The sequence below is a fragment of the Herbidospora sakaeratensis genome, from assembly GCF_001570525.1.
Classification (GTDB): domain Bacteria; phylum Actinomycetota; class Actinomycetes; order Streptosporangiales; family Streptosporangiaceae; genus Herbidospora; species Herbidospora sakaeratensis.
In genome coordinates, this window is the sequence record NZ_BBXC01000012.1 from 69,529 (window position 1) to 93,369 (window position 23,841).

Sequence of the window (23,841 nt, forward strand, 5' to 3'; positions counted from 1 at the left end):
ATTCCGGGGCTCTTCGATGGATCCCGTGCAGAAGACCGCCTTCGCCGCCCTGACCGCGGCCCTGCTCCTGTCCCTGACCGCCTGCGGCGGGGGAGGCGGGTCGACCACCGCGGCTCCCGCGCCCTCGGGCGGACCGGCCGACCGCACCGCCTTGGCCGAGTGCCTCAAAGAGCACGGAGTGGCCTTGCCCGAAGGCGGCTTCAACGGCGGCCGGACTTCGGGCGCACCCTTCGGCGGCGGCCGATCGAGCGACGGCCAGCCGCGCGACTGGCCCTCGGGCGCGCCTGCCGGTGGCGGCCGATGGGGCGACGGCCGGCCAGGCGAACGGCCCTCGGGCGCGCCTTCTGGTGATGGCCGATCAGGCGGGCGGCCGTCGGGTTTTCCGTCCATGGATGACAAGACGCGGGAGGCCCTTCAGGCCTGCGGCGGCAGGCGGGTCGACGACTCGGCCCTCAACGCGTTCCGCACCTGCATGAAGGACAACGGCGCGGAGGTGACGAGCTTCCGGGACGTGAACCGGGACGACCCGGCGATCAAGAAGGCCCTGGAGAAGTGCCGTCCTCTGATGCCGTCCACCTCATAGGGCTTTGCGGTGAATTGGCGCATCCGCCACGTTGCGCACGCTTCTTTGAGGGAAGTCGGACCATATGTCCGATGGGTTGGCGACCGCGCTGAAGAGCCTGCGTGCGCAGCTCGGCCGTGACCTGTTCCCGCTCGCCATCGGGAACGTCGAGGCCGACCGCCACGCCCAGAAGGAGCTGGCCGGGCAGCTCGACGACTACCTCATCCCGCGCCTGGCCGCCATCGACGCGCCTCTGCTGGCCGTCGTCGGCGGCTCCACCGGGGCCGGCAAGTCGACGTTGGTCAACTCCCTCGTCCAGGACGACGTCACCGCCCCTGGCGTGCTCCGCCCGACGACGCTGGCCCCGACCCTGGTGGCCTCCGCGGCCGACGGGCCCTGGTTCACGTCCATGAACGTGTTGCCGGGCCTGCCGCGCTCGACCGGCGACGGCCAGCCGGGCACCCTCAAGATCGTCACGTCGCCGCAGGTCAAGCCCGGTCTGGCGCTGCTCGACGCGCCCGACATCGACTCGGTGGTCACCGCCAACCGCGAGCTCGCCGCCCAGCTGCTCGCTGCCGCCGACCTCTGGTTGTTCGTCACGACCGCCAGCCGGTACGCCGACGAGGTCCCCTGGGGCTTCCTGCGCATCGCGAGCGAACGCAGCACCGCCATGGCGGTGATCCTCCAGCGGGTGCCCGAGGAGGCCCGCGTGCCGGTCGCCGCCGACCTGCGCCGCCTGCTCAAGGAGAACGGCCTGGCGGGCACGCCCCTGTTCGAGGTGCCGGAACTGCCGCTGCCGAGCGAACGCGCCCGGCTGCCCGAGACGGCGGTCCGGCCGATCAAACAGTGGCTCGACGGCCTCTCGGCCGACCACGAGGCCCGCGCCGACGTCGTCCGCCGGACCCTGTCGGGCGCGCTCGACAGCCTGGCCGTGCGGGTCCCGGCCCTGGCCGAGGCGGCCGACCGGCAGCTGCTCGGCGCGAACGAGCTGCGCGGCCTGGTCGAGAAGGGCTACGACGTCGGCATGGCCGACTTCGACGAGGCCATGCGCGACGGCACCCTGCTGCGCGGCGAGGTGCTGAACCGCTGGCAGGACTTCGTCGGCACCGGCGACCTCATGCGCTCCCTGGAGACCCGGGTCGGCTGGGTGCGCGACAAGCTGGTGGCCGCCTTCACCGGGCGTCCGGCCCCCGACAAACGGCTCAGGGTCGCCCTGGAGAGCGGCGTCGAGTCGCTGATCAGGGCCACCGCCGACGGGTCGGCCGAACGCGCCGTGGACGCGTGGCTCTCCACTCCGCAGGGGCGTGACCTGCTGGAACGTACCGGAATCGAAGCCGCCGGGAAGCTCGGCCGGGTGTCCGCCGACCTGCCGACCAAGGCCGCCAAGGCGGTCCGCGACTGGCAGGGTTACGTGCTCGACCTCGTCCGCGACGAGGGCGCCGACAAGCGCAGCATGGCCAGGGCCGCCTCGTTCGGGGTGAACGGCCTGGGCCTGCTGATCATGCTGACGGTGTTCGCGTCCACGGGCGGCCTGACCGGCATCGAGATCGGCGTCGCCGGCGGCACCACGGTCCTCAGCCAGAAGCTCCTGGAAGCGGTCTTCGGCGACCAGGCGGTCCGCCGCCTCACCGACGCCGCCCGCGCCAACCTCCGCCAGCGGGTCAGGGATCTGTTCGACGACGAGGCCGGGCGCTTCCACGTCCTGCTCGCCGGCATGGAGTCGACCGACACCCACGCCCTGCGGGCCGCCGCCGAGGCCGTCGAACGCCGCAAGAGCGACATTCCAGGCGGTGCCGCGTGAGGCTCCTGCGGCGCCGCTCCCACATTTCCCTGGACGACCGCCTCAAGGCCCTCGGCGCCGCCGCCGACCTGGCCGACGGCCGGGTGGCCCGGGAACCGGTCGACCACGCCCGCGCCGTCGTCGCCCGGGCCGGCGCCCGCGCGGGCCTGTCGGTCGACCACACGGCGGTCGCCCTGGCGGGAGCCACCGGCAGCGGCAAGTCGTCGTTGTTCAACGTGCTGGCCGGCGGCGACGTCGCCACGGTCGGGGTGACCCGCCCCACCACCTCCAAGGCCCAGGGCGCCCTCTGGTCGCCGGAGGGCTCGGGCCCGCTGCTCGACTGGCTCGACGTGCCCACCCGGCACGTCGTGCACTCCGACGACCTGGCCGGGCTGATCCTCCTCGACCTGCCCGACCACGACAGCATCGAGCTCTCCCACCGCCTGGAGGTCGACCGCCTGGTCGCCGTCGTCGACCAGCTCGTCTGGGTCATGGACCCCCAGAAGTACGCCGACGCCGCCATCCACGAGCGCTACCTGCGCCCCCTGGCCAGGCACGCCGACGTGACCCTCGTGGTCCTCAATCAGATCGACCGCCTCCCGCCGCACGCCATCCGCCGCTGCCTCGACGACCTGCGCCGCCTGCTGGCCGAAGACGGCCTTCGCGACGTGCCGATCCTGCCCGTGTCGACGGTGACGGGAGAGGGCGTACAAGAGCTGAAAGACCTGCTCACCGAACTGGTCAGCCGTCGCCACGCGTGGTCGTCGCGGCTGGAGGCCGACACGGCCGGCGCCGCCGACCACCTGATCGCCGCCTCCGGCGGCCTGCCCGCGTCGGACCCGCGCACCCCCGACCACGACGCCCTCGATGAGGCCCTGGCCGAAGCGGCCGGGGTGCCCCTGGTGGTCCGGGCCGTCGCGAAGGCCCACCGGCACCGCGCCGTGGCGGCGATGGGCTGGCCGGTGACCCGCTGGCTGCGCCGTTTCCGCCCCGACCCCCTGCGCCGCCTGCACCTCCAGCGCCCCACGACGGGCCGCACCTCCCTGCCCCAGGCGTCGGCCATCCAGACCTCCCAGATGGACGCGGCCGTCAGAGCCGTCGGCCTGGAAGCGGCCGAGGGCGTCCCGGAACCCTGGGCCGCCGCCATCCGCCGCTCAGCCCGCGAACACCACGAGGGCCTGGCCGACGCCCTCGACCAGGCGGTCGGCCGCAGCGACCTCGGCATGGAACGCCGCCCGTTGTGGTGGCGCGCCGTGAACGCCCTCCAATGGCTGCTGTTCGCGACGCTGCTGGCGGGCCTGGGCTGGCTGGTGGTCCTTTACGTGCTGGGCTTCCTGCAACTGCCGAGCCTCTACACACCGACGGCCGGAGACGTGCCGTGGCCGACGACGCTGCTGGTGGGCGCGGCGGTCATCGGGGTGGTGGTGGCCCTGCTGACCCGAGGGCTGGCCTGGATCGGCAGCAGGCGGAAGGCCCGGAAGTCGGCCAGGGTGCTGCGCCAGAACATCTCCGACGTGGCCGACCGAATGGTCATCACCCCGATCGACCACGAACAGACCCGCTACGCCACCTTCGTCCAGCAGGCCAAGACGGCGAGCAGCTAATTCTGGCGAACTTAGCAGCTAATTAGCTGCTAATCTGAGCAGAATTAGCAGCTAGCGGGCGGAGGTCCCGGTGCGTATTCCCCAGCCGCCTCCACCGCTGTCGCCGATCCTGGCCTCCCTTCAGGGGGATCGTCTCGTCGAGGTGATGCGCCACGGCATGTCGATCGCAGGTGAGCGATACCTGCCCTGGGACGAGTTCCGCTGGCGTCCGGTCCCCGAAGGGCTCACCCTCGAGGAGTGGTGGGCGGCCACGAAGATCGCCCGCTCGGTGGTCCGGCGGCGGTTGCCGTTGCGATTCCAGGACGACGTCCCTTTCGGCTACGCCCTGCCCGACGAGGTGCTGCGCGGCATCGAGAACGTGGCCAAGCAGACCAGCGGCCGAATCGGGGTCCCCGAGCCGGTCACCCACGACGCGCCGACCCGCGACCAGTACGTCGTCAACTCGCTCATCGAAGAGGCCATCACCTCCTCCCAGCTCGAGGGCGCCTCGACGACCTACCAGGTCGCGAAACACATGTTGCGGACCGGACGCAACCCCCGCACCCGCGACGAGCTGATGATCCTCAACAACTACCTGGCCATGCGCCGCGTGGGCGAGCTGAGGGAGGAACGCCTCACACCGGCGCTGATCGCCGAGATCCACCGCATCGTCACCGAAGGCACTCTCGACGACCCCGCCACGGCCGGCCGCCTGCAGCTGCCCGGTGAAGAACGGGTCGTCGTCATGGACATGGAGGGAAACGTCCTGCACGCCCCGCCGCCGGCGGAACAACTGCCGGAGCGGATGGAGGCGCTCTGCGCCTTCGCCAACGGAGAGAGCGGCGCCTCCTACGTGCCGCCGGTCGTCCGCGCCATCGTCGTGCACTTCATGTTGTCCTTCGACCACCCGTTCGTCGACGGCAACGGCCGCACCGCCCGCGTGCTCTTCTACTGGTCGATGCTGAACCAGGACTACTGGCTGACCGAGTTCCTGTCGATCTCCCGCCTGATCAAGCAGAAACAGGCCCAATACGGCCGCAGCTTCCTGCACTGCGAACAGGACGAGGGCGACCTCACCTACTTCATCGACGCCCAACTCGGCATCATCAGCCAGGCCATCACCGACCTGCACGACTACCTCGACCGCAAGGTCGGCCAGACGCGCAATCTCCAGCGGGCCGTGTCCGCGCTCGCCGGTCACCTCAACCATCGCCAGATCGCGCTCCTCCAGAACGCGATCAAGAAGTCCGACGCCCGCTACACCGTCCGGTCGCACTCACGGAGTCACAACATCACCGTGCAGACCGCGCGCACCGACCTGCAGGCCCTGGAAACCAGGGGCCTGCTCACCAGGGTTCCCGAAGGCCGGGGCTTCGCGTGGCTGCCGGTCGGCGACCTCCGCAAAGTCCTCGGTCTCGCCGGCTAGGCCCGGTCGCGCGACCGGTCGAGGTCGCCCAGTGGGTCGGGCACCGCCTGGCCGCGTTCGATCGACCTCGGCAGCGAATCGGCCTCCGCCTCCGCCTTGGCCTCCGCCGCGGCCGCCTCCGCCTCGCGCACCGCCTCAGAACCGGCCGGACGGTCGCGGTCGGGCTGCTCCCTGGTCGCCGCCGACTGCGGCAGCGCCTCGGTGAACGCCTTCGACACGCCCTGGAGCGCCGACGTCACCTCCGACGGGATCACCCAGAACGTGTTGCCCGGGCCGGACGCGAGCTGCGGCAACATCTGGAGGTACTGGTAGGCCAGCAGCTTCGGGTCGGGGTCGTTGCGGTGCACGGCCTGGAAGACCTCGTCGATCGCCTGCGACTGGCCCTCGGCCTTGAGGATCTGGCTGGTGCGCTCACCTTCGGCGCGCAGGATGGCGCTCTGCTTCTCGCCCTCGGCCGTGAGGATCTGCGACTGCCGCAGGCCCTCGGCGGTCAGGATGGCCGCGCGCTTGTCGCGTTCGGCGCGCATCTGCTTCTCCATCGCCTCCTTGATGGTCTTGGGAGGGTCGATGGCCTTGATCTCCACCCGGTTGACCCGGATGCCCCACTTGCCGGTCGCCTCGTCGAGCACGCCCCGCAGCTGGCTGTTGATGGTGTCTCTGCTGGTCAGCGTCTTCTCCAGGTCCATGCCGCCGACCACGTTGCGCAACGTCGTCACGGTCAGCTGCTCGACGCCCTGGATGAAGTTCGCTATCTCGTACGCCGCCGCGCGCGGGTCGGTCACCTGGAAGTACAGGACCGTGTCGATGTCGACGACCAGGTTGTCCTCGGTGATCACCGGCTGCGGCTTGAAGCTGACGACCTGTTCACGCAGGTCTATGAGCGGCCGCACCCGGTCGATGTAGGGGATCACGAAGTTCAGGCCGGGATCGAGGGTGCGGCTGTAGCGGCCCAGGCGCTCGACGTTGGCGGCGCGCGCCTGAGGGACGATCCGCACCGTCCGGAAGACGGTGACGACCGCGAACATCGCGACCAGGATCAGGATGACGAGCAGCGCGACTTCCATGGTCACTCCCGAGGGTAGACAAGCGCGGTGGCGCCCTCGATCTCGAACACGTCGACGGTGGCGCCGACCGGGATGACGAGGGTCTCGTCATAGGCGCGGGCCGACCATTCCTCGCCGCCGATCTTGACCCGGCCGCCTCGGCCGGTGACCTCGTGGGTCACGTACGCCGACTTGCCGACCAGGGCCGAGACGCCGAACCTCTGGGCGGGGGCCTGCTTCAGGTGCCGCATCGCCAGGGGGCGCAGGCCGAGCAGGCCGCCGCCGGACGCCAGGACGAACACGAGCAGTTGCAGGCCGGGCGGCAGCCCTATCGCGGCCACGCCCGCCGTCAGCAGGGCCGCGACCGAGATGATGCCCATGGCGGCGGTGAGCGTGAAGAGCTCCGCGACTCCCAGAGCCGCCGCCAGGATCAACCACACGATCCACGAGTCCATTGCACCGCCCTATCTATAGGGGGTTCCTCATATCAACCTACCCGTCAGGGAGCCAGAGCGCTGCCCGCCTTCCATGCGTTCCAGGCAAGTTGCCAGAATCCCCACCCGTTGGCCGGTTCGAGTGGTCTGTCCGTTCCGACGATGACCACCGGGTCGCCCCGCAGGGAGTTGTCGAAGAACCACTTCGCCTGGTCGGGGCGGGCGTTGACGCAGCCGTGGCTGACGTTCAGCCGGCCCTGGGCCCAGGTGTTGTCCTTGGCGTGGACGTACTCGCCGCTGTTGGAGATGCGGACGGCGTGGTCGATCATCAGGTCGTAGTACTCGGGGTCGCCCGGTTTGCGCCGGGGGGAGACCATGCGGACCTTCTCCTTCTTCTCCATCGTCAGGTGGACGCCGCTGGTCGTGGTGTATTCCCTGGTGGTGGCCATGCCGGCGCTGATCGCCATCTCCTGGGCGAGCACGCCGTCGCGGTGCACGGTCATGCGGTGGTTGGCGGTGTCGATGTGACTGCTCATGTGGCGGCCGATGACGAAGTTGGCCGAGGGGTCGGTGGTGCCGTACACACCTGGAGCGAAGCGCAGGCCCGTGAGGTGGGCGGTGAACCTGACCCGGGTGCCGGGTTGCCAGTGGTGGCGGGGGCGCCAGACGGCCTGGGTGTCGGAGAACCAGTGCCAGCCGCCCTCGACGGGGCGGTCGGGCACGACCTCGAAGACGCGCTCGACGGCCGCGCGGTCGGGGACGGGCACCTTGAACTCGACCACGATCGGCATGCCGACGCCGACGGTCTCGCCGGGCAGCGGGTCGACCTTGGGGGGTGTGGCGGGGGTGGCCGTGAGGGTGCGGAAACGGCCGCTGACGCGGCGGTCGGTGGTGACGGCGGTGACGAGGTGGTCGGCGCCGGGGCGCAGCGACCACGACGAGCGCCATTCGGTGCGGTCGCGGCTGTAGGCGCCGGGGACCGGGAGGCCGGCCGCGGTCACGGTGACCGACCTCAGCGTGCCGCCGAGCGCCCTGATCGTCAGGCCCCGGTCGGGGACCGCCCGCTTCTCGCCCAGGGCGGGGGAGATCGCGACGCCGACGGGCGTCAGGGCGGTCACGGGAGAGCAGGAGACGAGCGTGGTCAGGGCCGTGAGCAGGCAGAAGAGGCGCGGCACCGCGCCAACGCTACCGAACGGTAGCGGGCAGGATGCGCCCGGTTACCTCCCCGAGGGACAGCCCTGACGGGGTCGTGGCGGTGATGGTGACCGTGTCGCCGTCTTCGAGGAACGACTGGCCGCTCTTCATCGGCCGGGTGCCGTTCCAGGTGAGCTCGATGAACGATCCGGGGGAGTCCTCGCCCGAGACGGTGCCGCTGGCGTAGAGGTCGCCGGTGCGCAACGACGCGCCGTTGACGGTCAGGTGGGCGAGCATCTGGTCGGGGGTCCAGTACATGTCGCGGTAGGGCGGGGTGGAGACGACCTCGTCGTTCAGCCGCACTTCGAGGGCGAGGTCGAGGCCCCATTCGGCGTTGCGGCGCAGGTAGTCGAGCGGCGCGGGGTCCTGCTCGCGGCCGCCGACGCGGGCGTGGTCGAGGGCGTCGAGGGGGGTCACCCAGGCGGAGATCGAGGTGGCGAACGACTTGCCGAGGAAGGGGCCGAGGGGGACGTACTCCCAGGCCTGGATGTCACGGGCGCTCCAGTCGTTGACCAGCACGACCCCGAAGACGTGCTCGTCGAACGCGCCCGCCCGCTGGCACAACTCGGTGCCGGCGCCGACCACGAAGCCGACTTCGGCCTCGATGTCGAGCTTGGCCGACGGGCCGAACGACGGCCGCTGGCCGCAGGGGCGGCGGATGTCGGTGCCCGAGACGACGACCGTGCCGGCCCGCCCGTGGTAGCCGACGGGCAGGTGCCGCCAGTTGGGCTTCAGCGGCTCCTCGTCGGGGCGGAACATGCGGCCCAGGTTGGAGGCGTGTTCGAGGGAGGCGTAGAAGTCGACGTAGTCGGCCACGTCGATGGGGAGGTGGAGCCGTACCCGGTCGAGGGGGATCAGGTGCCCGGCGCCGCGGTCGTCGGCGAGCAGGTCCTGGACGCGGCCCCGGGTGGCCCGCCACGCGCCGCGCCCGCGGGCCATGAACGGGTTGAGGTTCGGTTCCCGGAACACGTCGTCGCCGAGCAGGGGCGCCAGGTCGACGACCTGGTCGCCGTAGCGCACCCCGACGCGGGGCGGCCCGCCGTCGACGGAGAAGACGCCGTAGGGGAGGTTGTCGAGCCCGAAACTCACGCGTCTTCTCCGATCAGGCCGAGTTCCCGCAGGTCATTGAGGGGTTGGGAGGTGCTGCAGGAGCCGTAGGAGACGAAGGTCTCCCGGGTTCTCACCGCTTCTCCGTCCGGTACGGCCACCGCCTGACGCGCCAGCCGATCCGCGTCGGTCGAGGCCAGCACCGGCAGCGGGTCACCCCCGTGGAGGGCGGCGTGGGTGGCGAGCAGCAGGTTGAGGAACCCGTGCCGCCAGACGCCCAGCGCGGGGTCGTAGTGCCGGACGGCGTGGTGCAGCCCGGCGGTCGCCTTGAACGGGATGCCGCTTCGGGCGCAGAACGTGATGAAGCGGGCGACCTCCTCGGGGGAGGGGAACGCCTCCCGGGTGAGCCCGCCGCACCTGATCTTGAACCCGGCCCCGGTCGAGGGATGCGGATGCGCGACGGCGTCGAGCCCGTCGAGCTCGTCGGCGGTCACCTCGACGAACAACCGGGCGTCGGACCGGGGCACCGGCTTGCCCAGCCGCACCTCGATGAGATCGACCTCCGGCAGCTCGACCGCGGGATCGTCCACGATCACCCCGATCTTCTCCGGCCGGGGCGTGGTGATCTCGTGGAGGCGGCTGGCCAGGCACAGGAACCGGTGGGTGAGCACCCGGCTGCCGGCGGCCCGGTCGTCGTCGTGGCGGGCCAGCGCCTCGGCCATCGGCAACGAGGTCGGCGGGAACAGCCCCGCGTCGTCGACGAGGGCGGAAAACAGCGGGCTCACCGGGCCCAGGTCCAGGCGTAGTCGCCGTCTTCGCAGGCCAGCGCGCCGGGCCCGAGGTCGAGCGGCCGGAACGTGTCGACCATCACGGCCAGCTCGGAGGTCTGCGTGGCCCCCGAGGCGATGATCGCCTCGACCGCGCCGGGCTGCGGCCCGTGGGTGAACCCGGCCGGGTGCAGTGACACCGACCCGACGTCGATGCCCGAGCCGGCCCGCGCCGAGTAGTCGCCGCCGACGTAGAACATGAACTCGTCGGAGTCGACGTTGTGGTGGTTGTACGGGATCGGCACCGCCTCGGGATGGAAGTCGAGCGGCCGGGGGCAGAACGAGCACACCACGAAGCCCGGCCCCTCGAACGTCTGGTGCACGGGCGGCGGCGCGTGGGTCTTCTTCACCACGGGCTCGAAGTCGGCGATGTTGAACACGTACGGGTAGAGGCACCCGTCCCAGCCGACCACGTCGAACGGGTGGTTGCGGTAGGTGAGCCGGGTGAGGCCGCCACGGGTGCGGACCAGGACCGGGACGTCCTCCCCTTCGACGATCAGCGGCTCGGTCGGCGCGCGAAGATCGCGTTCGGAGTAGGGGGCGTGCTCCAGGAACTGGCCGAACTGGGAGAGGTAGCGTTTCGGCGGCCGGATGTGGCCCGACGCCTCGATCGTGAGGGCCTCGACGGGGCCGGAGGGCACCCAGCGGTGGATGGTCCCGGTCGGGATGACGACGTAGTCGCCCTCGCCGACGTCGAGCGCCCCGTAGGCCGACTCGAACCGGGCCCGCCCCGACTTGACGTAGACGCACTCGTCGCCCATCGAGTTGCGGTAGAGCTCGCTGGGCCGGTCGGTGGCGGCGTAGCCGAGCCGGACGTCGCCGTTGCCCGCCAGCAGCCGCCGCCCCGAGACGAGGTCGCCCTCGGGGGCGAGGTCCTGCGTGCGGAAGTGGCGCGGTGACAGCGGCAGGTTGGGTTCGAGGGCGCGGTAGCCGTTCTGCACGGCCTCGGCCTTGGTGATGGCCGTGGGGGCGTAGCGGTGGTAGAGCAGCGAGGCGTCGGAGGAGAAGCCCTCCTCGCCCATCAGCTCTTCGGCGTAGAGCCCGCCGTCCGGACGGCGGAACTGGACGTGACGTTTCCGGGGAACCTCTCCCACGGTGCGATAGTGCGGCATCGTCGCCTCCCTGTACGCATACCGGACGCTGACGTCCACTATACGTCAAGCGCCTCCCCGAGCTCCTTGGCGGCCTCCGACACGAGCGGCCCCGCGACCGAGACGTCGAGATCGCCGAACGAGATGATCCCGACCGACGCCTCCAGCCACTCGAGCCCCGTGATCGGCGCGGCCACCCCGCGGGCTCCCTCCTGAAGCTGCCCCTCGGTGGCCTGAACACGCGGCTTGCCCTCCCGCAAGGAGAGGATGGCCAGCCCCGCGGCCCCCTTCGACAGCGGATGACGGGATCCTGCCCGGTAGGCGACGTGGAGATTCGTCCACGACGGCTCGACCACCGCGATGGCCAGCCCCTCGCCGCCCTCGGCCACGGTCAGGTGGGCGGTCGCCCCCGACGCCTCCGCCAGCCGCCGCAGCGCCGGCACGGCCGTCGCCATCAGCAACGGCTGGACCGCCTGGGCCAGCTTGACCACCCCGAACCCGAGCAGCACCCGCCCGGCGGCGTCGCGCCGCGCGAACCCCTCGTTCTGCAACGAGGCGATCAGCCGGTAGACGACGGGCCGGCTGACGGCCAGCGCGGCGGCCAGCTCCGTCGGGGTCATCCCGGTGGGGGTCTCCGCGAGGAGACGGAGCAGTCTCAGCCCGCGCTCAAGGGTCTGTGCCGACTCAACAGCCATGGGGACGATTATGAAACGGTGCAGAACGTGATTGTGGTGGGCGCGGGGATCTGGGGTGCGTCACTGGCCCTCCGGCTGGCGGAGTCGGGCCGCCGGGTGACCCTCATCGAGCGCCTCGACGGAGACGACCCCCGCCGGGCCAGCGCCGGGGAGACCCGCCTGGTGCGCTCGGCCCACGGGACGTCGGAGTTCTATTCGCGGATGGCCTGGGAGTCGACCCGCGAGTGGCTGGCCCTCAACGAGCGGACGGGCGAGCAGATCTTCCTGCCACAGGGGGTGATGTGGTTCGGCCGCGAGGCCGACGGCTGGGAACTGCGCAGCGCCGAGGTCCTGAGAACCCTCGGCATCCCCTGCACGTTGCTCGACCCCGCCGAAGCGGCGAGGTTCTACCCCGAGATGCGCCACGACGACCTGGCCACGGTCCTCTACGAACCGGAGGCGGGCGTGGTCAGGGCCCGGCGCGCGACCGAGGTGACGACCGGCCTGGCCCAGGACGCCGGGGTGACCCTGCTCAGGGGCACGGCCAGGCCCGCCGGGCGCGGGGTCGTCGTCGACGGCGAGCGCCTGACCGCCGACCAGGTCGTCTGGGCCTGCGGGGCCTGGTTGCCCGGCCTGTTCGAGGGCCTGCCGATCACGGTCACCCGCCAGGACACCACCCACTTCGCCGCCGGCTGGACCGGCGTGCCCGCGTTCTGCGACTACAGCGGCTCCGCCTACGGCCACGGCGACGTCGGCGGCCACGGCATGAAGATCACCAGCGACGTCGAGGGGGAACCCGGCTTCGACCCGGACTCGCCGCGCGGCGAGATCCTGGCCGCGAGCGAGCAACGGGCCCGCGACTACCTGGCCCGCCGGTTCCCCTCGCTGGCCGAGGTCCCGCTGGGCCTCACCCAGGTCTGCCAGTACGCCCTCACCCCCGACGGCGAGTGGGTCATCGCCGAGGTCGACGACGGCGTCTGGGTGCTGGGCGGCGACAGCGGCCACGGCTTCAAGCACGCGCCGGTCCTGGCGTCGTACGTGACCTCGGTCCTGAACGGCGAGGCGGCGATCGATCCCCGGTTCGGCCTCCACCCGAGGGAAAACGCGCGCGGCCTGCGGACCAGCGGCGAGACGTGATCTACTGCCCGGCATGGCGGATTTCGGGGCGACCGAGGAGATCGCGGTCGAAGGGGACAGGTCCGGCCGGGCGGCGTCGCTGCTCGGCAGGATCGTCGTGGCCGTGCTGGCCGCGGCGGTCCTGACCGCGTCGGCGGCCCCCGTCGCGCCCGCGATCTCGCCCGGCCTGGAGGGGGCGACCCCCATGGAGGCCCCGGAGGTCGACCTGGTCTGCGAGGGCGGCTGTCCGGCCGGTGACGGCGGCCAGCTGGGCGACGGGACCTCGCCCTTCCCCCGGGGCTACCGGGAGGAGGACCAGGAGTGCGCGGGCGAGGGCTGCGCCGTCGCTCCGCAGGACGCCGTCGACAAGTAGGAGATTTCCTACGTATAGTGTCTGACATGCACATCTTGTCAGGCGAGGAACGGGTGTTCGCCGCGTTGGCCAGCCCCGTCCGCCGGGAGGTGCTGCGGCTCCTGCGCGACGCGGGCCCGCAGCCGGTCACCGATCTCGCCGCCCACTTCGACATGGCCCGCCCGAGCTTCTCCGAACACCTGCGCGTGCTGCGCGAGGCCGGTCTGGTCAGCGAGTCCCGCGCCGGCCGTCAGCGGCTCTACCGCCTGGAGGGCGCGGCGCTCTACGAGGTCCAGGAATGGCTCAACCCGTTCGAACGCTTCTGGCGCGACCGGCTCACCGCGATCGGCGGCGTGCTCGACTCCCTGGACGGTGACGAGTCGTGAACGACGATCTGACCACGATCAAGGTCGACCAGTTCCTGGCGCATCCGCCCGCGAAGGTGTGGCGGGTGCTCACCGAGCCCGACCTGATCGCCAAGTGGCTCATGCCCGGCGACTTCCGGCTGGAGGTCGGCCACCGCTACACCATGGAGACCCGCGCCATCCCGGCCACCGGCTTCTCGGGGCTGGTGCGGGCCGAGGTGCTGGCCTTCGAACCCCTGCGCATGCTGCGCATCGGCTGGGACGACGCCGCCGCACCCGGGAAGACCGGCTGGACCATCACCTGGACGCTGGTCGCGGAGGGCCGGGGCACCCGCCTCTTCCTCACCCACGAGGGCTTCGACCCCGACGACCCGCTGCAGACGCAGGCCCGGACCATCATGGGCGGCGGCTGGCGCGGCATGGTCACCCGCCGCCTCGGAGAGATCCTCGCCGACCTCGACTGATCGCGGGCATGAAGAAGCCGGGGTGAACGATCGCCCGCACCCCGGCCGAGTCGTCGCTCTGCGCCTAGCGGGAGGACTCCAGCCAGTTGCCGAACTCCGACAGGTTGATCAGGCCGTCGCCGTCGCCGTCGACCTTGGCGATCACCGCGGCGGCGCCCGCCTCACCGAGGGGCTGGCCGAGCAGATCCGCCAGGCGGGTCAGCTCCTCGGCCGAGATGAGGCCGTCGCCATCGGCGTCGACGAGGGCGAAGGTGGGAGCGTACTCGCTCATGATTTCCTCCTCAGATACGCGATCAGCACCCTAGCGGGATATCTCTTCCCAAGAGCGGCGTAGCCTCGCATTCATGACGCGGATCCTCGTTGTCGACGATGAGCCCCAGCTGCTGCGCGCGCTGCGGATCAACCTGGCGGCCCGCGAGTACGACGTGGCCGTGGCGGCCGACGGCGCCGCCGCGCTGCGCCTGGCCGCCGACTGGCACCCCGACCTGGTCGTGCTGGACCTCGGCCTGCCCGACCTTGACGGGGTCGAGGTCATCCACGGCCTGCGCGGCTGGACGAAGGTGCCGATCATCGTGCTGTCGGGCCGGTCGGGCAGCCTCGACAAGGTCGGCGCCCTCGACGCGGGCGCCGACGACTACGTGACCAAGCCCTTCGGCATCGACGAGCTCCTGGCCCGCATCCGCGCGGTCACCCGCCGCAGCGCCTCGGCCGGCGCCGAACCGGTGACGGTGAAGATCGGCGACCACGTGGTCGACCTGTCCGACAAGACCATCTCGGGCGGGGTGCGGCTCACGCCCACCGAGTGGCACCTCCTGGAGATCCTGGTCCGCAACCCCGGCAAGCTGATCAGCCAGCGCCAACTGCTGACCGAGGTGTGGGGCCCGGCCTACCTCAAGGAGACCCACTACCTGCGCCAGTACTTCGCCCAGCTCCGCCGCAAGCTGGAGTCCGACCCCGCCCACCCGATCCACCTGGTCACCGAACCGGGCATGGGCTACCGCTTCCAGCCGTAGACACCGCCGGAGCGCCCGCGCCCGGCCGGTTGCCAGGTCCCGCGACCGTGCCGCTTGTGGTCATCCGGCAGTGCAAAGCCCGGCCGCGCCCAGGGGGGTAGGCGCGACCGGGCTTCGTAGCACCTCGCGGGGCCGTTCCCGGGGCGGGTCCGCGAGGGGGTCAGCCGGCCGTGCAGGTGGGCACGGGGGCGGTGTTGGTGCCGTTCCAGGAGCCGAGGAAGCCGAAGGTGGCGGTGGCGCCCGCGCCCAGGCTGCCGTTGTAGACGGCGTTGCGGACCGTCACCTGGCCGCCCGACTGGGTGTGGGAGCCGTTCCAGAGCTGGGTGATCTGCTGGCCGTTGGCGAAGGTCCACCGGACCGTCCACGCGGTGATCGCCGTGTTGCCCGCCTTGACGACGACCTCGCCCTGGAAGCCGCCGCCCCACTGGCCGCCCGGCGTGTAGGTCGCCGTGCATCCGCCGGGCTGCGGCGAGGGCGACGGCGAGGGCGACGGAGAAGGCGAGGGCGACGGAGAAGGGGTCGGTGACGGCGTGGGAGTGGGGGTGGGGGACGGGGTGGTGCCGTTGATGGCGGCGGTCAGGGCCGGGTACCAGGCGTTGGCCATCTTCTGGTCGCCCGCCGCGTTCGGGTGCACGCCGTCGTAGGTGTCGGCGGCGGTGCTGAAGTTCGTCCACTGGTCGACGACCACGATCGGGGACTGGGCCGTGGTGCGGGCGGCGGCCCAGGCGGGGATCGCGTTGTTCAGGTTGACCGTGCGCTGAGCGCACTCGCCGCAGGTCGACGGGTTCATCGGAATGATCTTGGCGACCAGGATCTTCATCGCGGGGTTCTTGGCCCGCATCTGGGTGACCAGGGTCGAGTAGGCGTCGAGGATCTGCTGGGTCGAGCGGTTGCTCCAGACGTCGTTGGTGCCGAAGTGCATGAGCACGATGTCGGGGCTGGTGGCGTTCAGCCAGCCGACGAGCTGGTTCTGCGCCGCCACGTTGGTCACCAGGTAGCCGCCGTGGCCCTCGTTGTCGCCGTCGTAACTGAAACCGCAGCCCTGCGGGCCGAGCGTGCCGACCATGTCGACGGAGGTGTAACCCGTCTGCTGGAGGCGTTGCCACAACAGGGCCCGCCAGCAGCCGGGAGAACCGGTGATCGAGTCGCCCAGGGGCATGATCCGCACCGTGGCCGCCTCGGCGGGCCGCGTGACGAAGAACGCGGCGAGCAGCACCAGAGCCGCCACCAGGGCGCTCATCTTCGACGTCTTCACGGGCGGATGGTAAGAAGACGAACCGGTCAGCTCCTAGAAACTTCTTCTGACCCGGGGCTCTGACCTGGGGCGACGTATGTACGTTTCAGATCAGGGCCGTCAACTCGCCCACGGAGGAGGAGCCCGGCGGGCGCGACGCATGGGCCGCGTGGTTCGCCTCACGCTGGAGCATGGCGTTCACCGGGGTCGCCACCCCGTGGAGGCGGCCGAGCAGCACGATCTCGCCGTTGAGATAGTCGGCCTCGATCGTGCCGCTGCCCTTGGCCAGGCTCTGCCACGACGATCCGCCGGGCCGGGGCACACCCTCGATCTCGCCGTGCTCGACCAGGCGCCCGCGCCGGGCGCGTTCCTCCTCGGGGGTGGTCACCTCGACGCCGGCGGCGGCCAGCGCCGCGAGGCCCTCCTCGCGGGCCCGCCGGGCCAGGTCGAGCCCGGCGGGGTCGGGGCCGACCAGGGCTTCGACGGCGTTGCCGAGGTTGCCGAGGAGCTTGCCGTACTTCCAGCGCATGATCGCGGGGTCGGCCCAGGAGGCGAAGCCGCTGCGGTCGAGGTCGGCGGCGATCGTCTCGGACAGTTTGTCCACACCCTGTGGATAACGTCCGACGGGCAGCATGCCGGAGGCGGGGGTGCCGTAGGCGACGATCGTGCCGGGCTCCAGGTGCAGGGCGGGCATCCAGACCAGCATCCCGTAGACGTCGGCGAACAACCGCAGGGCGAGGCGCTCGTTCTCGACGGCGTTCTGCGCGCAGACCACCGGCAGGCCGTCGGCGTGCGGGGCCCACGCCGAAAGGGCCGCCGCGGTGTCCTGGGTCTTGGTCGCGACGACCAGCACGTCGCCCTCGCGCAGCTCCAGGTCGGCCGGGCCGCCCACGGCCGGGATCCGAAGTGTTTCCGATCCGTTGGGAGTGACGAAACGCAGCCCGGTTGAGCGCAGCGCGGCCAGATGAGACCCTCGGGCGGACAATACGACGTCGTGGCCGGACTGGTGGAGACGGGCGCCGATGGTGCCCCCGATGCCGCCGGCCCCGATGATGATGTAGCGCATAGGCCCGATTCTGCCCGGCTTTACAGTCACGGAGGGTTCTGTCACCGTGACCGTGGAACGTTGACTTCGGCGGATTTCGGGTCACCCAATATGCTGCCCAAACGAAACCGCGGACCGCACGGAAGGAAGGCTCATGTACAAGGAGTTCGCGATCGAGGTCGTGGTCTGGCTGATCCCGGTCGTCATCCTGCTGGGCCTCGCCTGGCTGGTCACCGCGACCGCCTAGGTCCGACCGACCAGGCCCTAGCGCAACTCCAGCGCGAAGTCGCCCGCCGGGCAGCCCGAGAGCCGCCATCCGCCGGGCACCTGCCGGAAGGCCACGCTGGAGATGCCCGAGGTCGTCACCGACGGGCGGGCCGGGCCGGGCGCCCAGACGTCGAGATCGCACCGTCCGGTCCCCTTGGTTCCGGTCAGCCGCAGGTGGCGACGCTCCGGATCCGACCACAACGAGGCGAGACGGCCCGGCACCGCCCTCGGGTAGGCCCTGCTCACCACGTTGCTCACGGAGCGTGACGGTCCCCTTTCCGTGCCGGTCGCGCAGTCGACGGTCACCAGGTTCCCCGCGGTGACCGGGTCGGCGCCGGCCAGGTGCGGGTCGCCGCACCCCTGCTTCCAGACCCAGAAGGCGCCGCCGATCATGGCGCTGTCCTCGGCTTTCGCGTACGCCGCCAGCCGCCCCCCGCCCCACGCGCTGGTCCACAGCGGGGTGCCGTAGCGGTCGGCCATCCGGGCCGACAGGGCGACCGCGCGGGCCGGGTCGATCGGCAGGTCGGCGGGCTTGACGGCCAGCACGAGGCGGGGGTCGGCGGCGAAGCCGGGCCAGGGCGCCCACAGCGGGCCGGGCTCGAAGAAGATCAGGTGCCGGTGGCCGCCCGCCGCGCGTTCGGCCTCCCTGATGGCGGCGACGGCGCGGGCGTAGAAGCGGCCGAGCGCGGCCGAGGAGGTCAGCGGCGGGGTCTCGCCGAGGCCGGGGCTGTTCATCAGGTCGAACCCGGCGACGGCGGTCGAGCCGGCGAACTCCCGGGCCAGCCGTCCCCAGGTCGCGACCAGCCGGGTCTGCACGCCGCCGCGGTCGGCGTAGAAGTCGCCGAAGGCCCGGTTGACCACGGGGGCCAGCTCCTTCACCAGGAACTGGCAACGTCTGCTGCCGTCGAACGGGGTGGCCCAGCCGGGCGCGCCGTCCCAGCCGATCATGGGGGTGGTACCGGTCGGGCAGGTGGAGCCCATCGGGGCGACGACGCCCCGGCCCCAGGCGTCCTGGTGCAGGTCGATCACGGTGACCATGTCGTTGGCGGCGGCCTGGTCGACGGCCCGGCGGATGCGGGCGACGTAGCCGGCGTCGAAGGCGCCGGGTGTGGGTTCGAGCAGCGACCACGAGACGGCCAGCCGGACCACCGAGAAGCCCATCGCGGCCATCTGGCGGAAGTCGGCGTCGGTGAGGGGGCGCACGGTCTCCTTGGTCGCGTCGCCGCTCCAGTAGTCGACGAGCTGGTTCACCCCGACCCCGCGTAACAGCACCTGGCGGCCCTGGCCGTCGGTGATGGCCCGGTCGGGCAGCGCGTTTGCCTCCGGCGCCAGCGTCATCGCCAGGGCCAGGACGGGCACGGCCGCCTTCCTCCGCCCGGGCAGCAGGATGGTGGCCGTGGCGGCGAACAGCCCGATCACCGCGCCGTAGGAGGCCCCCACCGCCAGCCTGATCAACAGGGCGAACAGCGGCCAGGGGTCGCCCGAGAGGGCGTCGGCGGGTCCGTACGCGAACAGGGCCGCGACACTCTGGGCGAAGCCCAGGAAGAGCCCGCCGCAGAGGCACGCGAGCCAGCACCCGACGAACCGGCCGGGCCCCGCGGCCAACCGCGCCGAGGCGAGGTGGACGACGGCGAGGAACACCGCGAGGCCGACCAGCCCGCCGACGACCCCGGCCCCGGCGGTCGGCGCGAAGAACCACCACCCGCCCCCGAACGCGTATCCGACGGGCGAGTGCGTCCACCACCCGGGCCCGAGCACGATCAGCCCGCCGACACCCGCGAACGCCGTCATCACCGTGAACTCGGGCGCCGGCCGCCCCCACGCCCGGCGGGTGCGGCGTGTCACGATCCAAGCCGGGATCGCGGCGGGCCAGCAGAGGACGCCCAGGTAGACGCCGGTGAAGCCGGCGGCCCAGGCGGTGGTGAACGGTCCTTCGCCCAGCGGAACGGTCCCGAGGAAACGCCCGGTGACGGCGGCCAGCACCAGCAGGCCCCAGGCGGCCAGGAAGCCCCGCCGCAGCAGGTAGGAGCCGCCGAAGAAGGCGGTCACGGTCAGCACGGCCTCGGCCCGGCCGGGGGCGAGCAGCCCCGTCGGGTCGGCGAGGTCCAAGGTCAGGAGCAACCCGGCGAGCACGGCGGACCCGGCGCCTGCGGCGCGGAGCGCGGTGGGGTCCACGGCGGCATGACGGGGCACCCCGTGATCCAACCAGCCCCACATGCCTCTCGACTAGGGGTGTTCTCGCTGGTCAGATTTCCCCATATCACCTTAAATAGCTCCAAATTGGTATCGACCCCGGTATTTCGGTCAGGTGCCTACAAAAGTGTCACTCCACTGCAATCTTGATCATCATCATTTGATCATGTGATACTGCGCCGGTGATGCCGAAGGTACGGCAAAACATCACAGATACGACATATCACTAGTGAAGTGAAAGATCGGGAGGTAACCGGCACTCAACAGGCCGTCGAAACCGGTCACCGTTCCCGTCACGTACGCACGATCTCTTGGACCGTTCAAGCGCCCCTCCGCCGGGGGTGCTGACTGTGCTGCGCAAATCCTTCACTGTGGGGAGCACCCGAGAAATGTCCGTCGAGACACCCGCGAGACCCGCCCGACCCCCACGCAACCTGCCGTTACGCCGGCTGCTGCCCATGGTCGTCAAAGCCCCGCTCGAAGGTCTGACCGACGTGGCCAGAGCCGCCCGGGGGGAGATCGTCCGGCTGGACGTCGGGCCGTTCCGGCCCTACCTGCTGAGCCACCCCGACCACCTCCAGCACGCGCTGCGCGCCGACTGGACCAGCTACCTGCGCAAGGGCATGTTCTGGAAGCCCGTCGAGCGGCTGCTCGGCGACAGCGTCATCGGCGACGGGCCCGGCTGGGCCGCCAGCCGCAAGGTGCTCCAGCCGCTCTTCACCGCCCGCTACGTGGCCTCGCTCACCGACGACATGGCCGCCACGATCGACCGGGGCCTCGACGAGCTCACCCCGGACGTGCCGATCGACGCCATGGAGGAGATGAACCGCATCGTCACCCGGGCGGTCGTCTCGGTGTTCTTCGGCGACCGGATCTCCCCGCGCGAGGCCGAGGTCCTCGGGGCGGCGTACACGACCGCGAACACCGCGCTGCCCTTCCGCATCGCGCTGCCGTTCGTGCCCGACCGGGTGCCGCTGCCGGGCGACCGGAGGTTTATGGAAGCGCGGCAGACCATCGACGACGTGATCTACCCGCTGATCCGGCAGGCCCGCAAGGAGAGGAGCGACGGGCCCGACATCATCTCGGCGCTCGTCCGCGCTCGCGACGACGAGGGTCGCGAGCTCACCGAGCTCAACCTCCGCGACGACCTGGCCAGCATCTACGGGGCCGCCACCGAGACCGCCGCGGTCGCGCTGACCTGGTTGTGGCCGATCCTGCACGACCACCCCGACGTGGCGGCCCGGCTCTACGCGGAGATCGACGAGGTCACCGGTGATGGGCCGGTCGGCGCGGACACGCTGCCGAGGCTGCGCTACCTGGACACGGTGCTGCGCGAGACGATGCGCCTCTACCCGGCCGGCTGGGCCATGCCGCGCATGGTGACCAGAACCCACGAGATCGGCGGGGTCACCCTCAAGGCCGGGTCGCAGGTGCTCATCAGCCCGTACATCACCCATCGCCTGGACGAGTTCTGGCCCGACCCGCTGACCTTCGACCCCACCCGGTTCGAGGGCGACCGGGAGAAGCGGCACCGCTACTCCTACCTGCCGTTCGGGGCCGGGCCGCACCTGTGCCTCGGGCAGCACCTGTTCTTCATCGAGGCGCCGCTGCTGATCGCCGGGCTGCTGAAGCGGTTCCGGCCCGAGCTGGTCACCGAGGCGCCGTTCCCGGTGCAGCCCGCGGGCACGCTGCGCAGCCGCAAGAAGATCGAGATGATCCTGCGCCGGGTGACCACGTGATCGACGCACACACCGCCGGCCGGGTGAGCGGGCTGGCGGCGGCTTCCGCGCGCGATCTGACCGCCCGCGCCGCCGCTCATCCCGATCTGTTCCCGGCCAGGCCGTTCGACGCGACCCTGTTCACCGCCGTCTCGCTGGCCAACGCGTTCGGCTCGCCCGACGCGACCGTGGCCGAGCTCCGGGTGGCCAACCGGCTGTCCCTGTGGATCTTCGCGGTCGACTGGCTGATCGACCACCGGGCGACGGAGCTCGCCGAGGTCGACACGATCGTCGAGGAGTGCCTGAGCGGCGTGCCCAAGAGCCCGCTGACGGCCTTCCTCGGCGAGATCCGCGACGAGGTGGCCGACACCCAGGGGTTGTTCGAGGCCGAACTGGCCCGGATGCTGCACGCCATGCGCCGCGAGTTCGCCTGGAAGGCGGCCGGCGAGCTGCCGACGCTGGAGGTCTACCTCGGCAACGCGGCCAACTTCGGCTCGACGTTCGTCAACGTCGCCCACTGGACCAGGAACGGGGTGGCCGGCGTGGCCGACCTGCTCCCGGCCAGCGACGAGGTGCAGAAGGTGCTGCGCCTGCTGAACGACCTGGCCACCCACCACCGCGACGTGAGCTGGGGCGACCTGAACGCGCTGATGCTCGGCCCGACCCCCGACGAGGTGCGCGCCCGCGTCGAGAGCCTGGTCGGGGCCGCGAGGAAGCTCATCGGCGACGGCCCCCAGGCCGGCTACCTGGGCCGCCAGATCGGCTACAGCTCCGGCTTCTACGGCGTCGCCGACTACTGGGGGAGCCGGTGACCGCCGACGAACTCGTCCGCGACCTGATGTCGCGGCCGTGGGGCGACGTGTCGACGTCGGTCTACGAGACCGGCCGCCTGGTCACCCTCGCGCCCTGGCTGGTGGGGCACGCCGAACGCGTCGAGTACCTGTGCGCCGGGCAGCGCCCCGACGGCGGCTGGGGCGCGCCCGACGGTTATGACCTGGTGCCCACCCTGTCGGCGACCGAAGCCCTGCTGTCCGCCGTCGACCGGGGTGATCCGGCGCCGCGCCGGGGCGATCCGAAGGCCGCCGCGCGGCGGGGGCTGGCCGCGCTGGCCCGCCTGCTGGGCGACGAACCGTGGCGGCCGCTGCCCGACATGCCGGCGATCGAGCTGATCGTGCCGCACCTGATCGGCCTGATCAACGTGCGTCTCGGCGACCCGGGCCTGCCGATCCCGCCCGGCATGAGCACGGCCCCGCTCCGCCGAATTCGCGGCTGGTTGAAATCGGGTGCGCAAGTTCCAGAGAAATTGCTTCATGCACTGGAAATAGCGGGAGATTCCGCGACTTTTGCGCAAACAGGACTTACTTCTATTGGTACGGTCGGAGCTTCCCCCGCCGCGACGGCCGCCTACCTCGGCCACCGGGGGCTGCTGGCCCCGGGCAACCCGGCCCGCCTGCACCTCGAAGCGGTCGTCCGGCGGTTCGGCGGGCCGGTCCCGGTGGGCCTGCCGATCACCGTCTTCGAGCGCGGCTGGGTGCTGAGCACCCTGGTCAGAGCCGGTGTACGGGTCGACCCGCCGGCCGAGATGCTGGCCGACCTGGTGGCCGCCATCGGCCCGGCGGGCAGCCCGGCCGGCACCGGCCTGCCGCCCGACTGCGACACCACCTCGGTGGCCCTCTACGCCCTCGGGCTGCTCGGCATCCCGTACGACCCCGAGTGCCTGCTGGCCTACGAACTCGACACCCACTTCTGCACCTGGAAGAGCGAGGAAGGGGCCTCCATCAGCACGAACGCTCATGTGCTCGACGCGCTGGGCCAATACCTGAAGCTGGCGCCGGAGGCCCGCCGCTACCGCCCCCCGATGGAGAAGGCCGCCGCCTGGCTCGTCGCGAAACAGCTGCCCGACGGCTCGTGGCGGGACCGCTGGCACGCCAGCCCCCTCTATGCCACCGCCTGCGCCGCCCTGGCCCTGCGCGAGTATGGCGGCCCGGCCGCCGAGGAGAGCGTCGAAAGGGCGCTGACCTGGACGGTCGCCACCCAGCGGGACGACGGATCGTGGGGCAGGTGGGCCGGCACGCCCGAGGAGACGGCGTACGCGTTGCAGATCTTACTGCTCGTCGGAGGGCTCCGGCACCGCGAGGCGGTGGCCCGCGGGCACGCCTTTCTGACCGATGAGGACGACATGTCGGAATGGCCGCCGCTGTGGCATGACAAGGACCTGTACCTGCCCGTTTCCATCGTCAGAGCGGCCATGATCGCGGCGCGTCATCTTACGCGACGGAATGCAGCGGCCTATCTTCAGATATGAGCACATAAAGGGACACGTGTTGAGTGTGTTTCCCGGCATTGCTAAGGTTCCCCGGGGCGCTTGCGGCTTGCGCCCCGGAAATCCCCGCTAAGCGGTGACGAGTTAGTA

23 protein-coding genes are annotated in these 23,841 nt (G+C 71.3%); 12 read left to right on the forward strand and 11 right to left on the reverse strand.

Annotation, left to right across the window (positions count from 1 at the left end):
• The first annotated feature begins 25 nt into the window (after nt 1-25).
• The 4 genes from AW271_RS39805 (at nt 26) to AW271_RS19235 (ending at nt 5,351) form a co-directional block, all read left to right on the forward strand.
• Entirely contained in the window at nt 26-583 is a 558-nt protein-coding gene (locus tag AW271_RS39805; protein ID WP_169806364.1) for a hypothetical protein, read from the forward strand.
• Between the two features lie 64 nt (nt 584-647).
• Nucleotides 648-2,363 (forward strand): GTPase family protein, encoded by a 1,716-nt coding sequence (locus AW271_RS19225; protein WP_062338735.1) that lies wholly within the window; start codon nt 648-650, stop codon nt 2,361-2,363.
• A complete protein-coding gene (locus AW271_RS19230) occupies nt 2,360-3,946 on the forward strand; it encodes a GTPase (RefSeq protein ID WP_062338737.1) in 1,587 nt (528 codons plus the stop codon). The genes AW271_RS19225 and AW271_RS19230 overlap by 4 nt, the downstream gene beginning before the upstream one ends.
• A 70-nt stretch (nt 3,947-4,016) precedes the next feature.
• Complete coding sequence (locus AW271_RS19235; protein ID WP_062338738.1) at nt 4,017-5,351, forward strand: Fic family protein; 1,335 nt, start codon at nt 4,017-4,019, stop codon at nt 5,349-5,351.
• Here the strand turns inward: AW271_RS19235 and AW271_RS19240 are convergent.
• The 7 genes from AW271_RS19240 to AW271_RS19270 are packed head-to-tail and all read right to left on the reverse strand — an operon-like array spanning nt 5,348 to nt 11,682.
• On the reverse strand, nt 5,348-6,415 hold the full coding sequence (locus AW271_RS19240; RefSeq protein WP_062339105.1) for an SPFH domain-containing protein: 1,068 nt from the start codon (nt 6,413-6,415) through the stop codon (nt 5,348-5,350). The two genes, AW271_RS19235 and AW271_RS19240, sit on opposite strands and share 4 nt — an antisense overlap.
• A 2-nt stretch (nt 6,416-6,417) precedes the next feature.
• Nucleotides 6,418-6,849, reverse strand: a complete 432-nt coding sequence (locus tag AW271_RS19245; RefSeq protein ID WP_062338740.1) for an NfeD family protein — start codon at nt 6,847-6,849, stop codon at nt 6,418-6,420.
• A 44-nt stretch (nt 6,850-6,893) separates the two neighbouring features.
• On the reverse strand, nt 6,894-8,003 hold the full coding sequence (locus AW271_RS19250) for a L,D-transpeptidase (protein WP_062338741.1): 1,110 nt from the start codon (nt 8,001-8,003) through the stop codon (nt 6,894-6,896).
• Between the two features lie 10 nt (nt 8,004-8,013).
• Nucleotides 8,014-9,111, reverse strand: coding sequence for a fumarylacetoacetate hydrolase family protein (locus tag AW271_RS19255; protein WP_062338743.1), 1,098 nt, complete (start codon nt 9,109-9,111; stop codon nt 8,014-8,016).
• On the reverse strand, nt 9,108-9,854 hold the full coding sequence (locus tag AW271_RS19260) for a hypothetical protein (protein ID WP_245653105.1): 747 nt from the start codon (nt 9,852-9,854) through the stop codon (nt 9,108-9,110). Before AW271_RS19260 ends, AW271_RS19255 begins: the two co-directional genes overlap by 4 nt.
• Complete coding sequence (locus AW271_RS19265; protein ID WP_062339106.1) at nt 9,851-11,008, reverse strand: homogentisate 1,2-dioxygenase; 1,158 nt, start codon at nt 11,006-11,008, stop codon at nt 9,851-9,853. Before AW271_RS19265 ends, AW271_RS19260 begins: the two co-directional genes overlap by 4 nt.
• 38 nt (nt 11,009-11,046) lie before the next feature.
• Nucleotides 11,047-11,682 carry a helix-turn-helix domain-containing protein gene (locus AW271_RS19270; protein WP_062338745.1) on the reverse strand — a complete coding sequence of 212 codons (636 nt, stop codon included), beginning with the start codon at nt 11,680-11,682 and terminating at the stop codon, nt 11,047-11,049.
• 18 nt (nt 11,683-11,700) lie between these two features.
• Between AW271_RS19270 and AW271_RS19275 the strand changes: the two genes are divergently transcribed.
• Genes AW271_RS19275 through AW271_RS19290 form a run of 4 tightly spaced genes read left to right on the forward strand, consistent with a single transcriptional unit; the run spans nt 11,701 to nt 13,958 of the window.
• Complete coding sequence (locus AW271_RS19275; protein WP_062338747.1) at nt 11,701-12,798, forward strand: NAD(P)/FAD-dependent oxidoreductase; 1,098 nt, start codon at nt 11,701-11,703, stop codon at nt 12,796-12,798.
• A 13-nt stretch (nt 12,799-12,811) separates the two neighbouring features.
• Nucleotides 12,812-13,150 carry a hypothetical protein gene (locus AW271_RS19280; RefSeq protein ID WP_062338749.1) on the forward strand — a complete coding sequence of 113 codons (339 nt, stop codon included), beginning with the start codon at nt 12,812-12,814 and terminating at the stop codon, nt 13,148-13,150.
• A 26-nt stretch (nt 13,151-13,176) separates the two neighbouring features.
• Nucleotides 13,177-13,515 (forward strand): ArsR/SmtB family transcription factor, encoded by a 339-nt coding sequence (locus tag AW271_RS19285; protein ID WP_062338751.1) that lies wholly within the window; start codon nt 13,177-13,179, stop codon nt 13,513-13,515.
• Nucleotides 13,512-13,958 carry an SRPBCC family protein gene (locus AW271_RS19290; protein WP_062338753.1) on the forward strand — a complete coding sequence of 149 codons (447 nt, stop codon included), beginning with the start codon at nt 13,512-13,514 and terminating at the stop codon, nt 13,956-13,958. Before AW271_RS19285 ends, AW271_RS19290 begins: the two co-directional genes overlap by 4 nt.
• Before the next feature lie 64 nt (nt 13,959-14,022).
• On the opposite strand, the gene AW271_RS19295 is transcribed toward AW271_RS19290, so the two are convergent.
• Nucleotides 14,023-14,229 carry an EF-hand domain-containing protein gene (locus AW271_RS19295; RefSeq protein WP_062338754.1) on the reverse strand — a complete coding sequence of 69 codons (207 nt, stop codon included), beginning with the start codon at nt 14,227-14,229 and terminating at the stop codon, nt 14,023-14,025.
• A 73-nt stretch (nt 14,230-14,302) separates the two neighbouring features.
• Here AW271_RS19295 and AW271_RS19300 point away from each other — a divergent pair, with 73 nt between their 5' ends.
• On the forward strand, nt 14,303-14,971 hold the full coding sequence (locus tag AW271_RS19300) for a response regulator (RefSeq protein WP_062338756.1): 669 nt from the start codon (nt 14,303-14,305) through the stop codon (nt 14,969-14,971).
• 160 nt (nt 14,972-15,131) lie between these two features.
• On the opposite strand, the gene AW271_RS42870 is transcribed toward AW271_RS19300, so the two are convergent.
• From AW271_RS42870 to AW271_RS38600, 3 genes are all read right to left on the reverse strand, one after another.
• Nucleotides 15,132-16,226, reverse strand: coding sequence for a cellulose binding domain-containing protein (locus tag AW271_RS42870; protein ID WP_275935766.1), 1,095 nt, complete (start codon nt 16,224-16,226; stop codon nt 15,132-15,134).
• 85 nt (nt 16,227-16,311) lie between these two features.
• A complete protein-coding gene (locus AW271_RS19310) occupies nt 16,312-17,271 on the reverse strand; it encodes a ketopantoate reductase family protein (protein WP_062338759.1) in 960 nt (319 codons plus the stop codon).
• A 243-nt stretch (nt 17,272-17,514) separates the two neighbouring features.
• Nucleotides 17,515-19,692 (reverse strand): glycoside hydrolase family 5 protein, encoded by a 2,178-nt coding sequence (locus AW271_RS38600; RefSeq protein WP_062338760.1) that lies wholly within the window; start codon nt 19,690-19,692, stop codon nt 17,515-17,517.
• Nucleotides 19,693-20,099: 407 nt separating this feature from the next.
• On the opposite strand from AW271_RS38600, the gene AW271_RS19320 reads away from it, so the two are divergent.
• The 3 genes from AW271_RS19320 to AW271_RS19330 are packed head-to-tail and all read left to right on the forward strand — an operon-like array spanning nt 20,100 to nt 23,733.
• The gene (locus tag AW271_RS19320; protein WP_083976865.1) at nt 20,100-21,449 is read left to right on the forward strand and encodes a cytochrome P450; all 1,350 of its coding nucleotides are present in this window, start codon (nt 20,100-20,102) and stop codon (nt 21,447-21,449) included.
• Nucleotides 21,446-22,240, forward strand: a complete 795-nt coding sequence (locus tag AW271_RS19325; RefSeq protein WP_062338762.1) for a terpene synthase family protein — start codon at nt 21,446-21,448, stop codon at nt 22,238-22,240. The genes AW271_RS19320 and AW271_RS19325 overlap by 4 nt, the downstream gene beginning before the upstream one ends.
• Nucleotides 22,237-23,733 (forward strand): prenyltransferase/squalene oxidase repeat-containing protein, encoded by a 1,497-nt coding sequence (locus AW271_RS19330; protein ID WP_245653106.1) that lies wholly within the window; start codon nt 22,237-22,239, stop codon nt 23,731-23,733. The genes AW271_RS19325 and AW271_RS19330 overlap by 4 nt, the downstream gene beginning before the upstream one ends.
• The last annotated feature ends 108 nt before the right edge of the window (nt 23,734-23,841 follow it).

Bases quoted from the DNA above. Each gene is read 5' to 3' on its own strand.
- AW271_RS19225 (WP_062338735.1), top strand. From the start codon at position 648: ATGTCCGATGGGTTGGCGACCGCGCTGAAGAGCCTGCGTGCGCAGCTC.
- AW271_RS19240 (WP_062339105.1), bottom strand. From the start codon at position 6,415: ATGGAAGTCGCGCTGCTCGTCATCCTGATCCTGGTCGCGATGTTCGCG.
- AW271_RS19245 (WP_062338740.1), bottom strand. From the start codon at position 6,849: ATGGACTCGTGGATCGTGTGGTTGATCCTGGCGGCGGCTCTGGGAGTC.
- AW271_RS19265 (WP_062339106.1), bottom strand. From the start codon at position 11,008: ATGCCGCACTATCGCACCGTGGGAGAGGTTCCCCGGAAACGTCACGTC.
- AW271_RS19270 (WP_062338745.1), bottom strand. From the start codon at position 11,682: ATGGCTGTTGAGTCGGCACAGACCCTTGAGCGCGGGCTGAGACTGCTC.
- AW271_RS19280 (WP_062338749.1), top strand. From the start codon at position 12,812: ATGGCGGATTTCGGGGCGACCGAGGAGATCGCGGTCGAAGGGGACAGG.
- AW271_RS19285 (WP_062338751.1), top strand. From the start codon at position 13,177: ATGCACATCTTGTCAGGCGAGGAACGGGTGTTCGCCGCGTTGGCCAGC.
- AW271_RS19295 (WP_062338754.1), bottom strand. From the start codon at position 14,229: ATGAGCGAGTACGCTCCCACCTTCGCCCTCGTCGACGCCGATGGCGAC.
- AW271_RS19300 (WP_062338756.1), top strand. From the start codon at position 14,303: ATGACGCGGATCCTCGTTGTCGACGATGAGCCCCAGCTGCTGCGCGCG.
- AW271_RS19310 (WP_062338759.1), bottom strand. From the start codon at position 17,271: ATGCGCTACATCATCATCGGGGCCGGCGGCATCGGGGGCACCATCGGC.
- AW271_RS19320 (WP_083976865.1), top strand. From the start codon at position 20,100: ATGTCCGTCGAGACACCCGCGAGACCCGCCCGACCCCCACGCAACCTG.